General features: G+C 72.3%; 13 protein-coding genes and 2 tRNA genes. 8 read left to right on the forward strand and 7 right to left on the reverse strand.

Annotated features, from left to right (window positions below):
• Positions 1-14 precede the first annotated feature (14 nt).
• Entirely contained in the window at positions 15-1328 is a 1314-nt protein-coding gene (locus ASF35_RS07230; RefSeq protein WP_055964857.1) for an Nramp family divalent metal transporter, read from the forward strand.
• Positions 1329-1355: 27 nt separating this feature from the next.
• On the opposite strand, the gene ASF35_RS07235 is transcribed toward ASF35_RS07230, so the two are convergent.
• Positions 1356-1928 (reverse strand): hypothetical protein, encoded by a 573-nt coding sequence (locus ASF35_RS07235; protein WP_055964860.1) that lies wholly within the window; start codon positions 1926-1928, stop codon positions 1356-1358.
• Positions 1929-2019: 91 nt separating this feature from the next.
• Between ASF35_RS07235 and ASF35_RS07240 the strand changes: the two genes are divergently transcribed.
• Complete coding sequence (locus ASF35_RS07240) at positions 2020-3786, forward strand: glycerol-3-phosphate dehydrogenase/oxidase (protein WP_055964865.1); 1767 nt, start codon at positions 2020-2022, stop codon at positions 3784-3786.
• Positions 3786-4604 carry a DUF4097 family beta strand repeat-containing protein gene (locus ASF35_RS07245; RefSeq protein ID WP_055964868.1) on the forward strand — a complete coding sequence of 273 codons (819 nt, stop codon included), beginning with the start codon at positions 3786-3788 and terminating at the stop codon, positions 4602-4604. Before ASF35_RS07240 ends, ASF35_RS07245 begins: the two co-directional genes overlap by 1 nt.
• Before the next feature lie 77 nt (positions 4605-4681).
• Here the strand turns inward: ASF35_RS07245 and ASF35_RS07250 are convergent, their stop codons facing one another.
• The 3 genes from ASF35_RS07250 to orn all read right to left on the reverse strand — a co-directional run bounded on the left by ASF35_RS07250 (position 4682) and on the right by orn (position 5865).
• A complete protein-coding gene (locus ASF35_RS07250; RefSeq protein WP_055964870.1) occupies positions 4682-4885 on the reverse strand; it encodes a cold-shock protein in 204 nt (67 codons plus the stop codon).
• 213 nt (positions 4886-5098) lie between these two features.
• Positions 5099-5171, reverse strand: a tRNA-His gene (locus ASF35_RS07255).
• Between the two features lie 73 nt (positions 5172-5244).
• Positions 5245-5865: an oligoribonuclease gene (orn, locus tag ASF35_RS07260; protein WP_055964872.1), complete on the reverse strand. Its 621-nt coding sequence runs from the start codon at positions 5863-5865 to the stop codon at positions 5245-5247.
• 168 nt (positions 5866-6033) lie between these two features.
• Between orn and ASF35_RS07265 the strand changes: the two genes are divergently transcribed.
• Positions 6034-6792, forward strand: a complete 759-nt coding sequence (locus tag ASF35_RS07265) for a thioredoxin domain-containing protein (protein WP_055964876.1) — start codon at positions 6034-6036, stop codon at positions 6790-6792.
• Between the two features lie 49 nt (positions 6793-6841).
• Here ASF35_RS07265 and ASF35_RS07270 read toward each other — a convergent pair whose 3' ends face one another.
• Both ASF35_RS07270 and crcB read right to left on the reverse strand, forming a co-directional pair.
• Positions 6842-7186 (reverse strand): CrcB family protein, encoded by a 345-nt coding sequence (locus tag ASF35_RS07270; RefSeq protein ID WP_055966326.1) that lies wholly within the window; start codon positions 7184-7186, stop codon positions 6842-6844.
• A complete protein-coding gene (gene crcB, locus ASF35_RS07275) occupies positions 7183-7737 on the reverse strand; it encodes a fluoride efflux transporter CrcB (protein WP_055964877.1) in 555 nt (184 codons plus the stop codon). The genes ASF35_RS07270 and crcB overlap by 4 nt, the downstream gene beginning before the upstream one ends.
• 153 nt (positions 7738-7890) lie before the next feature.
• Between crcB and ASF35_RS07280 the strand changes: the two genes are divergently transcribed.
• Positions 7891-8841, forward strand: a complete 951-nt coding sequence (locus ASF35_RS07280; protein ID WP_055964879.1) for an aldo/keto reductase — start codon at positions 7891-7893, stop codon at positions 8839-8841.
• A gap of 68 nt (positions 8842-8909) precedes the next feature.
• Here the strand turns inward: ASF35_RS07280 and ASF35_RS07285 are convergent.
• A tRNA-Arg gene (locus ASF35_RS07285) sits at positions 8910-8983 on the reverse strand.
• 160 nt (positions 8984-9143) lie between these two features.
• Here ASF35_RS07285 and ASF35_RS07290 point away from each other — a divergent pair.
• The 3 genes from ASF35_RS07290 (at position 9144) to ASF35_RS07300 (ending at position 13864) form a co-directional block, all read left to right on the forward strand.
• Positions 9144-10367 (forward strand): PrsW family intramembrane metalloprotease, encoded by a 1224-nt coding sequence (locus tag ASF35_RS07290; protein WP_055964883.1) that lies wholly within the window; start codon positions 9144-9146, stop codon positions 10365-10367.
• Between the two features lie 165 nt (positions 10368-10532).
• Entirely contained in the window at positions 10533-12206 is a 1674-nt protein-coding gene (locus tag ASF35_RS07295; RefSeq protein ID WP_235492899.1) for a dynamin family protein, read from the forward strand.
• Positions 12203-13864 carry a GTPase gene (locus ASF35_RS07300; protein WP_055964885.1) on the forward strand — a complete coding sequence of 554 codons (1662 nt, stop codon included), beginning with the start codon at positions 12203-12205 and terminating at the stop codon, positions 13862-13864. The genes ASF35_RS07295 and ASF35_RS07300 overlap by 4 nt, the downstream gene beginning before the upstream one ends.
• The last annotated feature ends 17 nt before the right edge of the window (positions 13865-13881 follow it).

Below are 13881 nucleotides of genomic sequence, written 5' to 3' on the forward strand. Positions count from 1 at the left end.
CCTAGGGTGTCCGGATGACCTCGGGGGAGAACACCGAACAGCCGACTCCTGACCAGCCCGCCTCGGACGGGTCCGGCAGGACCGGGCTCGAGCCGGCGGCGCGCTGGAAGCTGATCGGGCCCGGCATCGTCGTCGCAGGCACCGGCGTGGGAGCCGGCGACCTCGTCGCCACGCTGTCGGCCGGCGCGAAGTTCGGCTACGCGCTGCTCTGGGCCGTCGTGCTCGGGACCGTCTTCAAGATCGCGCTCGTGGAGGGGGCCGGTCGCTACGTGCTGGCCTCGGGCCGCACGATCTTCCAGGGCTGGCGCTCGCTCGGCCGCTGGACGAGCTGGTACTTCGGGCCGTACATCGTCATCTGGGGCCTCGTGTACGGCGCGACTGCCATGTCGTCGTCGGCGCTGCCGCTCGTGGCGCTGTTCCCGGACGGGCCGGACCTCAAGGTCTGGGCGATCGGCATGGGTCTCGTCGGGTTCGCGGTCGTGTGGCTGGGTCGCTACGGGTTCGTCGAGAAGCTCATGGCGATCTTCGTCGGCATCATGTTCGTCACGGTGGTCGGGGCGGCGGTGCTGGCCACGCCGAACCTGCCCGACATGCTCCCCGGCCTGGTGCCCACGATCCCCGACGGCGCGCTCGTCAACACGCTCGCCGTCGCCGGCGGCGTGGGCGGCACCATCACGTTGGCCGCCTACGGGTACTGGTTGCGGGAGAAGGGCTGGGCGTCCTCGGGCTGGATGAGGGTCATGCGGCTCGACAACGGCGTGGCCTACGCCGTGACCGGGGTGTTCGTCGTGGCCATGCTCATCGTGGGTGCCGAGCTGCTCTACAGCGCCAACATCGCCCTCGCCACGGGCGACAAGGCCCTGGTGGACCTCTCCGACGTGCTCGACGAGCGGTACGGCGAGGTGTTCGGCAAGGTCTTCCTGCTCGGCTTCTGGGCGTCGTCGTTCTCGTCGCTCATCGGGGTGTGGAACGGCGTGAGCCTCATGTTCGCCGACTACCTCGGCACGTCGCGCGGGCTGGCCAAGGACGACCCGCGGATGCTCTCGGGCGGCTCGTACTACAGGGCCTACGTCCTGTGGCTCACGTTCCCGCCCATGGCGCTGCTGTTCCTCAACGAGCCGGTCGGGATCATCCTGGCGTACGGCGTGCTGGGCGCGATCTTCATGCCGTTCCTCGCCATCACGCTCCTCGGGCTGCTGAACTCCGACCGCACGCCCCGGGAGTGGCGCAACGGCGTCACCGGCAACGTGGCGCTGGGCGCCTGCGCCCTGCTGTTCCTGGCCGTGGGCGCGAACGAGCTCTACAAGGCCGTCACCGGGGTGTTCTGAGCGGTCGGCACCGACCCTGGCAGCAGGTCAGCCCTGGCAGAACAGCTGGCCGTACGGCCCGTTCGTCGTCCGCTGCTCGGTGACCTTGCCGTCGACGGTGATGGTGCAGGTCATGCTCACGCTGGCCGGCCCCGCCTGCAGGAACATCTGGGCGTAGTCCGGGCGGCCGTAGACGCGGGTGCTGAGCGACCACGACCGGCCGACCCCCCGCACGGTACCGCTCGGGCGGTCCCGGCTGGTGGGGATGTTGTAGCCGACCACGCCGATCGGGTCGGAGGACCGGACGCTCAGGGTGATGCGATGGGCGCGGACGTTCAGGACGCCGCCCGACCCGGACAGGCCGGCCGGCTCCTGGCCCCGCACGACCGACGGTCGCACGAGGCCGGAGGTGGAGTCGGCGGCCTCCGCCGCGGTGGTCATGGACGGCGACGAGGTGGGCCTGGGCACCGACGGGGTGCTCCCGTCCGGTCCTGCGGCCCCCGGACCACCGGCAGGTCCGTCGCCGGAGCCGCCCGGCAGCGGGACGACGAGGGCCACCAGCACGAGCAGCGCGGCGACGACGGCCGCGGCGGCGACGGGGTGGCGTCGAACGAGGTCCATGGTCAGGACAACGACGACGCGGCGCCGGGGTTAGGCGAGGCCGGCCGCCGCTCGGGACGCGCGCGTCAGGTGTCCCTGATTGACTGGAGTCATGCGCCCCGTACCCCTGTCGCCCCACACCCGTCAGACCGCGCTCGACGCGATGGAGCAGCAACCGCTCGACGTCCTGGTGATCGGCGGTGGCGTGGTGGGTGCCGGGTCGGCACTCGACGCGGCGACCCGGGGCCTCTCGGTCGGTCTCGTGGAGGCGCGCGACTTCGCGTCGGGCACGTCGAGCCGCTCCAGCAAGCTCATGCACGGCGGGCTCCGCTACCTCGAGATGCTCGACTTCCGGCTCGTCGCCGAGGCCCTGAAGGAGCGTGGGCTCAACCTGCAGAAGCTGGCACCGCACCTGGTCCGCGAGGTGGCGTTCCTCTACCCGCTGCAGCACCGCGGGTGGGAGCGCTTCTACGCCGGCTCGGGCGTGGCGTTGTACGACGCCATGAGCAAGGCGTCCGGCTACGGCAAGGGTGTGCCGCTGCACCGCCACCACACCCGCCGCGGCGCGCGCAAGATCTTCCCCGGCCTGCGCAAGGATGCGCTCGTGGGCGCCCTGCGCTACTACGACGCCCAGGTCGACGACGCCCGGCACACCATGTTCCTGGCCCGCACCGCCGCGGCCTACGGCGCGCACGTGGCCAGCCGCACCCGCGTCGTCGACCTGATCCGCGAGGGCGGGCGGGTCACCGGAGCCCGGCTCAAGGACCTGGAGTCCGGCCGTGAGCTCGACGTCCGTGCCGCCGTCGTGATCAACGCCACCGGTGTCTGGACCGACGAGACGCAGGGCATGGCGGCCGAGCGCGGGCAGTTCCACGTGCGCGCGTCCAAGGGCATCCACCTCGTGGTCCCGCGCGACCGCATCCGCGGCGAGGGCGGCCTGATCCTGCGCACCGAGAAGTCGGTGCTCTTCGTCATCCCGTGGGGGCGGCACTGGGTGATCGGCACCACCGACACCGACTGGGACCTCTCGAAGGACCACCCTGCGGCGAGCCGCAGCGACATCGACTACCTGCTCGAGCACGTCAACACGGTGCTCGTGGAGCCGCTCACGCACGCCGACGTCGAGGGCGTCTACGCCGGGCTGCGGCCGCTGCTGGCCGGGGAGTCCGACGCCACCAGCAAGCTGTCGCGCGAGCACGCGGTCTCCACCAGCACCAAGGGCCTCGTGGTCATCGCCGGCGGCAAGTACACGACCTACCGCATCATGGCCAAGGACGCCGTCGACGCCGCCGTGCACGGCATGACCCACCAGCTCGACCGCAACGTTCCGGGCTCCTGCACGGAGGACGTGCCCCTCCTCGGCGCCGACGGCTACGAGGCGCTGTGGAACCAGCGGCACCGCCTCGCCGAGGACAGCGGCCTGAACGTCGGCCGCATCGAGCACCTGCTGCACCGGTACGGATCGCTGGTGGTCGAGGTCCTCGACCTCGTGGCCACCGATCCGTCGCTCGGCGAGCCGCTGACCGGCGCCGACGACTACCTGCGCGCCGAGGTCGTCTACGGCACCACCCACGAGGGCTCGCGCCACCTCGACGACATCATCGCCCGACGTACCCGCATCTCCATCGAGACCTTCGACCGTGGCACCGAGGTCGCCCGCGAGGTGGCGTCGCTCATGGGCGACGCGCTCGGCTGGACCGACGACCAGCGCGAGCTCGAGGTCGAGCACTACCTCAAGCGGGTCGCCGCCGAGCGGGAGTCCCAGACGATGCCCGACGACGAGACCGCGGACGCCGCACGCATGGGTGCGGCCGACGTCGTGCCGGTCGCCACGGCCGAGGGCGGGGGAGCGGGCCCAGGAGCGGACACGGCGTCGTGATGCACGATCCGCCGCCGGGGGCTCTCGACGGCCTGGATCTCGCCGACGACCCCGACGCGGGTCCGTCTCCCCTCCTGCGCACGCTCGTCCCCGTGGTGGCGACGCTGGTCCTGGTCGCGCTCGCGGTCGGTGGGTTCGCGCTGATCTCGCACCTCACGAAGGACGTGCGCACCGAGACCGGCAGCATCGACCTCGGCGACGCACGCCAGCTCGCTCTCCAGGTGCCCTCGGCCGACGTGCGCGTCGTGCAGGGCGACGTGGCGTCGCCGACCTACTCGGCCCGGGTCACGAGCGGCCTGCTCGACACCGACTTCGCCCTGGGACGCCGCGGGAGCGTGGTCCAGGTCGTGGCCGACTGCCGGGCGTGGCTGAGCCCGGGCTGCGGTGTCGACCTGACGATCACGGTGCCGGAGGGTCTGCAGGTCGACGTCGTCGGCGGGAGCGGCGACGTCGAGGTGGCCGGTCTCACCGCCGGCGTCGTCACGATCCGCGCGAGCGAGGGCGACGTCGACCTCGACGGCCTGGGTGTCCAGGACCTGACCGTGACCACCGGGTCGGGTGACGTCGAGGCCACCTTCGCCGAGCAGCCGTTCGCGGTGAAGGTGACCACGGGCAGCGGCGACGTCGACCTCGGCCTGCCCGACGGGGACCGGCCCTACGAGGTGGAGGCGACGTCGAGCAGTGGCGACGTCGAGGGGGTCGGCGCCGGAGCCGGAGCCGACGGAGCCCCGGCCGGGGACGGCGACGTGCAGGAGGGGGCGCGCCTCGTGCTCGTGCGCAGCGAGTCCGGCGACGTGGAGATCGACCGCGGGTCCTGACAGGGCCCCGAACATGACGACGCCCCCACCGCGAGCGGTGGGGGCGTCGTGCGTCTCGTCGTGGTGACGGGAAGGAATCAGACGGGGCGGATGTTGGCCGCCTGCAGGCCCTTCTGGCCCTGCTCGACGTCGAACTCGACCTTCTGGTTCTCCTCGAGCGAACGGTAGCCGTTCGCCTGGATGGCGCTGAAGTGAGCGAAGACGTCCTCGCCGCCCTCGTCGGGAGCGATGAAGCCGAAGCCCTTGTCAGCGTTGAACCACTTGACGGTTCCAGTAGCCATGATGTTTCTCCTTGCGGTGGTGCGCATACGCGTGTCGTATGCGACGGGGGTGTCGCGACGCGCATCAACCGGGAGAAGCGGAGCATCCGGGGGAACCCGTGTGCTCGATCTTTCTGGCACAACCAACGTCTACAACTGCTGACCAGCCTACACGGTGCCCGAGCCGATGACGAAGCCCCCGGACCGGGCGGGTCCGGGGGCTTCGTTCGACGGGGTGGACGACGGGACTTGAACCCGCGGCCACCGGCACCACAAGCCGGTGCTCTACCAACTGAGCTACGCCCACCATGCGCGGCGGAACCCCGCCACGGCGTGGACGATCATAGCCCACGGTCGTGGGGGTCCTGGACGGTGGCCCGTCAGGAGTCGGACGGGCCCAACGTCGGCTTCTCGGTGATCTGCGTGGCGACGGTGCGAGCGGTGTCGGAGTCGGGCCCGGGGTCGGGCACGAAGACGGTGCGTCGGTAGTAGCGCAGCTCGTCGATGCTGTCGGCGATGTCCTCGAGGGCGCGGTGGTGGCCGGCCTTCGGGGGAGCGGCGAAGTAGGCCCGGGGGAACCACTGGCGCGCCAGCTCCTTGATGGAGGAGACGTCGACGACCCGGTAGTGCAGGAAGCCCTCGAGCTCGGTCATGTCGCGGGCGAGGAAGGCGCGGTCGGTGCCGATGGTGTTGCCGGCGAGGGGTGCCTTGCGGGGCTCCTTCACGAACTGGCGCACGTAGTCGAGCACCTGCTCCTCGGCGTCGCGCAGCGTCGTCCCGGCGTCGAGCTCGGTGATGAGTCCCGACGCGGTGTGCATGCGGGTGACGACCTCGTTCATCTGCTCGAGCGCCTTCGCCGGCGGCTTGATCACCAGGTCCACGCCGTCGCCGAGCACGTTGAGCTCGTAGTCGGTGACCAGGGCCGCGACCTCGACGAGGGCGTCGTCCTCCAGGGAGAGTCCGGTCATCTCGCAGTCGATCCACACCAGCTTGTCGTTCACGCCTGGCACCTTAGGCCATGGCGCGGGGCCGACGAGGCCGCCGGGCACGGGACCACGGCGGGTAGCCTTCCGGGGAACCGAGGGGACGCGACGATCGTTGTGCCCCACGACAGGCGGACCGCCCCTGCTTCCGCCGTGCCCCACGACGCCGCACAGGAGCCAGACCACGTGAGCAACGACCGCAAGCAGCGAGCCGAGCAGATGCGCAAGGAGCGCGAGAAGGCCGAGAAGCGCCAGCGCAACGTCATCACGGTGGCCATCGTGGTCGTCGTGATCGCGCTGGTGGCCGTCGGTGGCTACGCCATCAAGACGACGTCGGACCAGAACGCCAAGAACACCGACCTGGTCGCGCCCAAGAACGCCACCGAGGACTACGGCATCGTCTACGACACCGCCGCGGCAGGTGGTGAGGCGACCGCCGACGCCGAGCCGGTCGAGGTGGAGCTGTACGAGGACTTCCAGTGCCCCGCCTGCCGTTCCTTCGAGCAGGCGTCCGGCGCCTTCCTCAAGCAGCAGGTCGAGTCCGGTGCCATCACGATCGTCTACCGCCCCTTCTCGTTCCTCGACGGCCAGAGCCTGAACGAGTACTCCTCGCGCTCGACCAACGCGGCGATCTGTGCCCTCGACTCCGGAGGCGTCGAGGACTACGTGGCCGTGCACGACTACCTCTACGCCAACCAGCCCGACGAGGGCACCGCCGGCCCCGAGAACTCGGCCCTGGTCGAGGCGCTCGACGGCCTCGGCATCACGGGTGTCGAGCAGTGCGTCAAGACGGAGAAGTTCGTCCCGTGGATCGAGAAGGCCAAGGAGACGGCACAGGACGGCGACCGTGAGGTCAGCGGCACCCCGACCGTCTACGTCGGCGGCAAGAAGGTCGAGGACGTCAGCCCGGCCGGTCTGCAGCAGGCCATCACCTCCGCTGCCTGACTCCGCTCGTCCCGAAGGGCCCCGCACCTCGTGCGGGGCCCTTCGTGCGTCACGCGACGGCGATCCCGGCCGCTGCGGCCAGGACGCACGCGCACGCCGTGCCCGCGGCGTGGGCGACGGCAGCACCTCCGCGCCCGCGCAGGGCGAGCCGCGCGGAGTCCAGGCTCGCGGTGCTGAAGGTGGTGTAGCCGCCCAGGAAGCCGGTGGCGACCACCGTCTGGGTGAGGCCCGACGCCGAGCCGACCACGACGCCGATGGCGAACGAGCCGGTCAGGTTGACCAGCACGACGCCCCAGGGGAGTCGCGACCCGAGTCGCCCGGTCACGACGGCGTCGACGACGAACCTCGCGGCGGAGCCGAGCCCGCCGGCGAGTGCGATGAGCAGCGTGGTCACGGTCGCCACCCCCGTCCTCGACCGGCCCGTCCTCGACCGGCCCGTCCTCGACCGGCCTGCCCCCGAGCGGCCCTTCTCCTGCGCCACGTCCGCCCCGCCGCCACGCCCAGGACGGAAGCCGCGAAGCCGCCTGCCACCGTCGCGAGGGCGTAGGAGAGCGCGAGTGCCGGCTCCCCGGTCGCGACCAGTCGTTCCGTCTCGAGGGCGAAGGCGCTGTAGGTGGTGAAGCCACCGAGGAAGCCGGTCCCGAGGAGCAGGCGCAGGTCCCGACGGCGGCCGTGGTCGGCCCCGGGGCGGGTGAGCAGCTCGAGCAGGAGGCCGAGGGCGAAGGCGCCGACCACGTTCGCCGCAAGGGTGCCGACCGGGAGGCGGTCGACGGAGCCGAGCGCGACCTGGACGCCGTGGCGTGCGGCCGACCCGGCCGCGCCGCCCAGCGCCACCAGCGCGACGAGCGACGGTCGCAGGTGCGCCGGTCGCGGCGCGGCACCCGCGGTGCGCGGATCGGCGACGTCGAGATCGGGATCGTCGGGGATCTCGGGGAATGCGGACATACCTCTCCTGTCGTCGGACAGGAAACCATCAGCCACGGTCGGCGGTTCGGAGCACGTGGCCCCCGGCGGGATCCATCGCCGCACCGAAGTCTAGCCACCGCGGGCAGCCGAGGGCCGGCGCGAACGGCGGCGCTCCTGCGGTAGAACGGGAGCATGGACGTCAGTCGGCTGGTGCTCGGCACCATGTACTTCGGCACCCGGACCGACGAGCGGACCTCTCGGGCGCTCCTCGACCGCTTCGTCGACGCCGGGGGGACCACCCTCGACACCGCGAACTGCTACTCGTTCTGGTCCGACGCGTCGGGTCACGGCGGGCAGAGCGAGGAGACGCTCGGTCGGTGGCTCGCCGCCGACGGCTCCCGGCGTGACCGGGTTCAGCTGGCCACGAAGGTGGGGGTGGAGCCGCTCGACCACCCGCGCCCCGACGGTGCCACGGTCGAGGGGCTGTCGGCCGACGTCGTGCGGGCCGGCTGCGAGGCGAGCCTGCGTCGGCTCGGGGTCGACGTGATCGACCTGTACTGGGCGCACGGCGAGGACCGGGGAACGCCGCTGGAGGAGTCGGTCGAGGCGTTCGGCGCCCTCGTGCAGGCCGGGTCGGTCCGACGGCTCGGGGTCTCCAACCACCCGACGTGGCGGGTCGAGCGCGGGCGTTCGATCGCGCTGGACCGCGGGCTCGAGCCCTGGAGGGCGCTCCAGCTGACCACGTCGTACCTGCATCCCCGGCCCGGTGCCGCGGTGGAGGGCAAGGACCACCGCTTCGGCTTCGTGACCGACGAGACGATCGACTACGTCGCCGAGCACCCCGACGTGGAGCTGTGGGCGTACTCGCCGCTCGTCCAGGGTGCGTACGACCGCGCCGACCGTCCGTTCCCGGAGCCGTACGAGCACCCGGGCTCCACCCGGCGGCTGGCGGTGCTGGACGAGGTCGCAGCCGACCACGGCGTGCCCCGCTCGGTGGTCGTGCTCGCCTGGCTGCTGGCCTCACGGCCGCAGATCCGCCCCATCGTCGGGGTGAGCGGGGTCGAGCAGCTCGACTCCGCCCTCCGCGTCGCCGACGTCGACCTCACGCCCGACGAGCTCACCGCCCTCGACGCACCGGCCTGAGCCCCCGTCGGTGCCTGAGCAACGTCAGGAGGCGTTCTGCGGCTGCGGATCCACCGTCAGGGGGTGAGTGCCCCCGGCAGGAATCGAACCTGCGACCCGAAGATTAGAAGGCTTCTGCTCTATCCGACTGAGCTACGGGGGCCGAGGACCAGCGTAGTGGCCGCGACGGCGCTGCGTTTCGGAGCACCGCGGCCCACCACGCGCTCGGATCCGGGCGCTGGTGCCCCGATGCACGGGGAAGGCCGGAGGACGGCCTGCGTGGCAGAGGGCGGGGGAGGACCGGTTCGCCTAGGCTCCTGCGGGTGAGCCAGCCCTACGCCGACGACGTCGCCGTGCCGCAGGAGGCGGGCCGCGGGGAGATCCCGCGCCGTCTGCCCCGCTACCGCGAGACACCGCGCCAGCGCGGCCGGACCCTCCTCATGGTGCTCGTCGGCATCGGCGTCGTGATCGGGCTCGTCGCGGTCGGCATCTTCGCCGCCAGCGCGGGCGACGCCGAGGGCGCGCGGCTGGCCGTCCTGTACGCCTTCATCCCGCTGCCCGTGCTGTGGCTCGTGTACTGGTGGCTGGACCGCTACGAGCCGGAGCCCCGTCGCTACAAGGTGGCAGCCTTCGTGTGGGGTGGTGTCGGGGCCGTCGCGATCGCGCTCGTCGTCCAGCTCGTCGTGGCCGAGGTGGCCGACCTCACCGACCAGCAGCTGGCCTCGTTCGTCGCGCCCCTGTCCGAGGAGCCGGCCAAGGGCCTCTTCCTGCTGTTCACCTTCCTGCGCTGGCGCCGCATCATCGACGGCTTCCTCGACGGGCTCGTCGTCGCCGGGCTCGTCGGCCTCGGCTTCGCCTTCGTGGAGAACATCGGCTACTACGCCGCCAGCTACCTCGGATCGCCCGAGATCCCCGTCGCCGGCGCCGAAGGTGCTGCGGGCACGTTCTTCGTGCGCGGCGTCGTGAGCCCGTTCGCGCACCCGTTGTTCACCTCCGCCTTCGGCATCGCTCTCGGCCTGGCGGTCCTGGTCCGCTCGAAGGTCCTCAAGGTGGTGATCGGGGTGCTCGGCATGGCCGTCAGCGTCGCCCTGCACGGCCTCTGGAACGCCTCGCTGTCCTACGGCGGCGGCGCCGGGTTCGTCCTGGTGTACCTGGCCCTCGGCCTCGTGCTGCTGGTCGTGGGCGTGATCGCCGTCGTCACACGAGTCCGGCAGGTGCGCACGCTCGAGCGCTCGCTGTCCTACGTGGCCGAGCGTGGCTGGATCCACCCGGCGGAGATCCCCTACCTCTCGCGGTTCTCGTACCGCAAGAAGGCCCGGAAGCACGCCCGTTCCAACCACGGCCGGGTGGCCGCCAAGGTCGTGCGGCGCTACCAGCGCCTGGCCACCGAGATGGCCTTCCTGCACGACGCGATCATGAGCGGCCACGCCAAGCCGCACGGTGTCGAACGGACGTACGCGCTGCTCGACGCCATGTACGCGTTGCGGCCCGCGCTCAGGCTCCCACCGCCGCTGCCGGTGGCCCACCGCGCCGTCCCGCACGCGTGAGGGCGTGGGAGCGGCGCGCGAGTGGTGTCCGGTCCACTAACCTGGTCCCCAGCCCTGGGGCGGGAGAGAACCCAGGTCGTCGACGTCAGGACGGGAGGACCGCCGGTGCCCAGCGAACATGCTTCGGCTGAGCTGCTGGGAGCGCTGAGCAGGTTGCTCACCGACGTGACCGCCGCCCCCCTCGGACTCGAGGTGCCCGGCGTCTCCGACGTGCGCTCGACCCGCGCCGAGATCGTCGACCAGCTGTCCGACTACGTGATCCCGCGGCTCGTGCAGCTGGAGGCTCCGCTGCTCGCGGTCGTGGGCGGCTCCACCGGTGCCGGCAAGTCGACGCTCGTCAACTCGCTCGTCGGCGAGCCCGTCACCGAGTCCGGCGTGCTGCGTCCGACCACCCGCTCGCCGGTGCTGGTGCACCACCCCGCCGACGCCGAGTGGTTCCAGCCCGACCGCATCCTGCCCGAGCTGCCGCGCACGCAGGCCGTGACGAACGACGTCCACGCGCTGCGCCTCGCCGAGTCCACCGGGGTGCCGCGGGGCCTGGCGATCCTCGACGCGCCCGACATCGACTCCATCGACCAGGGCAACCGCGAGCTGGCGTCCCAGCTGCTCGCCGCCGCCGACCTCTGGCTGTTCGTCACCTCCGCGGCGCGCTACGCCGACCAGGTGCCGTGGGACTACCTGGGCAAGGCCGCCGAGCGGAGCACCTCCGTGGCCGTCGTGCTCGACCGCACCCACGACGACGCCGTGGTCGAGGTCCGGGGCCACCTGGCCCGGATGATGACCTCACGCGGGCTCTCCGACTCCCCGCTGTTCACGGTGCCCGAGTCCGCCGTGGGCGAGGACGGGCTGCTGCCCCGCGCGGCGGTCGCACCGATCATCGGGTGGCTGCGTGACCTCGCGGCCGACCCCGAGGGACGCGCTGCGGTGGTCTTCGGCACCCTCGACGGCGCCGTCCGCCACAACGTCATGCGGTCGCACGGCGTGGCCGACGCGCTCGACGAGCAGCGCGCCACCGCCCAGCGCCTGCACGACGACGCCACCGGCGTGTACCGCGAGGCCGCCGACCTGCTGGCCCGCAAGGCGGGCGACGGCACCGTGATGCGGGGCGAGGTGCTGTCGCGCTGGCAGGACTACGTGGGCAACGGCGAGCTGCTCCGGTCGGTCGAGGAGCGGGTCAGCCGCATCCGGGACCGGTTGGTCGACCAGGTCACCGGCAAGCGCACCCGCTCGGCCGAGGTCAGCGAGGCCGTCGAGAGCGGTCTGCAGACGATCGTCGTCGAGCAGCTGGAGTCCGCGGCCGAGGCCGTGTACCGCTCCTGGTCGTCCCTGGAGTCCGGTCGTGCCCTCATCGCCACCGAGCGCGGCCTCGACCGCGCGTCCCGCGACGTGCGGGTCAAGGCCGAGCGCCTGGTGCGGGACTGGCAGGCCGAGGTGCTCGACATGGTGCGCGCCGAGGGTGCCGACAAGCGCATGACCGCCAAGTTCCTGGCGTTCGGCGTCAACGGCATCGGCGTGGCGCTCATGGTGGTCGTCTTCGTCGGCGGCTCGGCCGGCCTCACCGGCGCCGAGGTCGGCGTGGCCGGTGGCACGGCGGTCGTGGCGCAGAAGCTGCTGGAGGCGATCTTCGGGGACCAGGCCGTCCGTGACCTCGCCGAGCGGGCCCACACGTCGCTCGTCGCATCGATGCAGGCGCTGGTGCAGAGCGAGCAGAAGCGCTACCTCGACCTCCTGACCGACCCCACCACGATCGAGGCGGCGCAGACCAGGCTCCGCGAGGCCGCGCGTCGGGCAGACTACGCACGACACATCGACTTCCTGGACGGAGAGACCGCCTCATGACCGAGCGCCCCGGCCCCGTCGCGCGTGCCGCGGAGAAGGTCTTCGGCGGCGAGCGATCCGACGTCGCCACCCGGCTCGACGGCCTGAGCGAGGCGGTCGAGGCCGCGCGCGACCGGCTCGCCGACGACGTCCTCGACCCTGCCGCGGCGCTGGCCGAGCGCGCGTCCGACCGGCTGCGGCTGTCCGGCGAGCACACCATCGTCGCGCTCGCCGGTGCCACCGGGTCGGGCAAGTCGTCGCTGTTCAACTGCCTCACCGACCTCGAGCTCGCCGGCGTCGGCGTGCGTCGGCCCACCACGTCGTGGGCGCTCGCCTGCTCCTGGGGCCCCGACGGAGCGCAGGAGCTGCTCGAGTGGATGGGGATCCCGGCGCGGCACCAGGTGTCGCGGATGAGCATGCTCGACCGCTCCTCGGCCGACACGAAGCTCGACGGCCTCGTCCTGCTCGACCTGCCCGACCACGACTCCACCGAGGTGTCGCACCACCTCGAGATGGACCGCCTGGTGCAGTACGCCGACCTGCTGGTCTGGGTGCTCGACCCGCAGAAGTACGCCGACGCCGCCATCCACGACCGCTACATCCGACCGATGGCCGGCTACAGCGACGTGACCCTGGTGGTGCTCAACCAGATCGACCGCATCCACTACTCCGACCGCGAACGCGCCCTCGGCGACGTGCGCGCGATCCTCGAGCGCGAGGGGTTGCCCGACGTCCCGGTCATCGGCGTCTCGGCGCACCGGGGCGACGGCGTCGACGACCTCAAGCGTGAGCTGGCGCGGCGCATCCGCGCGAAGGCGTCGGCCAAGGACCGGCTGGCCCAGGACGTGGCCGAGGCCGCCCAGCGGGTCGTCGCGACCGGCGGCCGTGCCGACATCCCCGGCCTCACCGACATCGACCGGCAGGCCCTCGACCTCGCCCTGCTCGACAGCGTGGGCGCCCCGCAGCTGGTCGAGGCCGTCGAGGCCTCGACGCTGCGCACGGCCCGACGCCACACGGGCTGGCCACCCCTGCGCTGGGTGGGACGGCTCCGCAAGGACCCGCTCCGCGAGCTCGGCATCGACCCGACGGGGTCGGTCGCGTCGCTCACGCGGGCGGTACGGCCGTCGATCGGTCACGTCCAACGGGCTCAGGCCGAGTCCGCGGTCCGCGAGATCGCCGAGAAGGCCGCGGTCGGCCTCGAGCGCCCCTGGCGCGACGCGGTGCGGAACGCATCGGTCCGCACCGGCGACGACGTGGTCCGCGAGCTCGACGACACGATCGACCGCATCGACCTCGGGCTGTCCCGCACCCCCGTGTGGTGGAGGCTCGTCGACGTCCTCCAGTGGCTCGCGTTCGCGGCGTTCGTCGCCGGCGTGGGCTGGGGCGCCGTCGAGCTCGCGAGCCGGGTCGCCGGGTGGGAGGTCCCCGAGGCGCCCGTCGTGGTGGGCTTCTCCCTGCCGCTGCTGCTACTCGTGGGTGGTCTGGCCGTGGGCGTCGTCCTGGCGGTGCTGGCCCGCGCGACCGTCCGCGCGAGTGCTCGGCGACGCGCCCAGCGGGCCGAGGCGGTGCTCCGTCGCACCGTCGACGAGGTGGCGCAGGAGAAGGTCCTCGCGCCGCTCCAGGCGGAGCTGGACCGGTACGAGCGGTATCGCAGCGGGATCGTCCGCGCCCTGGGCTGAGACCCGCGACGGTCGCG

Origin of the sequence: Aeromicrobium sp. Leaf291 (assembly GCF_001423365.1) — a bacterium.
Classification (GTDB): Bacteria; Actinomycetota; Actinomycetes; order Propionibacteriales; family Nocardioidaceae; genus Aeromicrobium.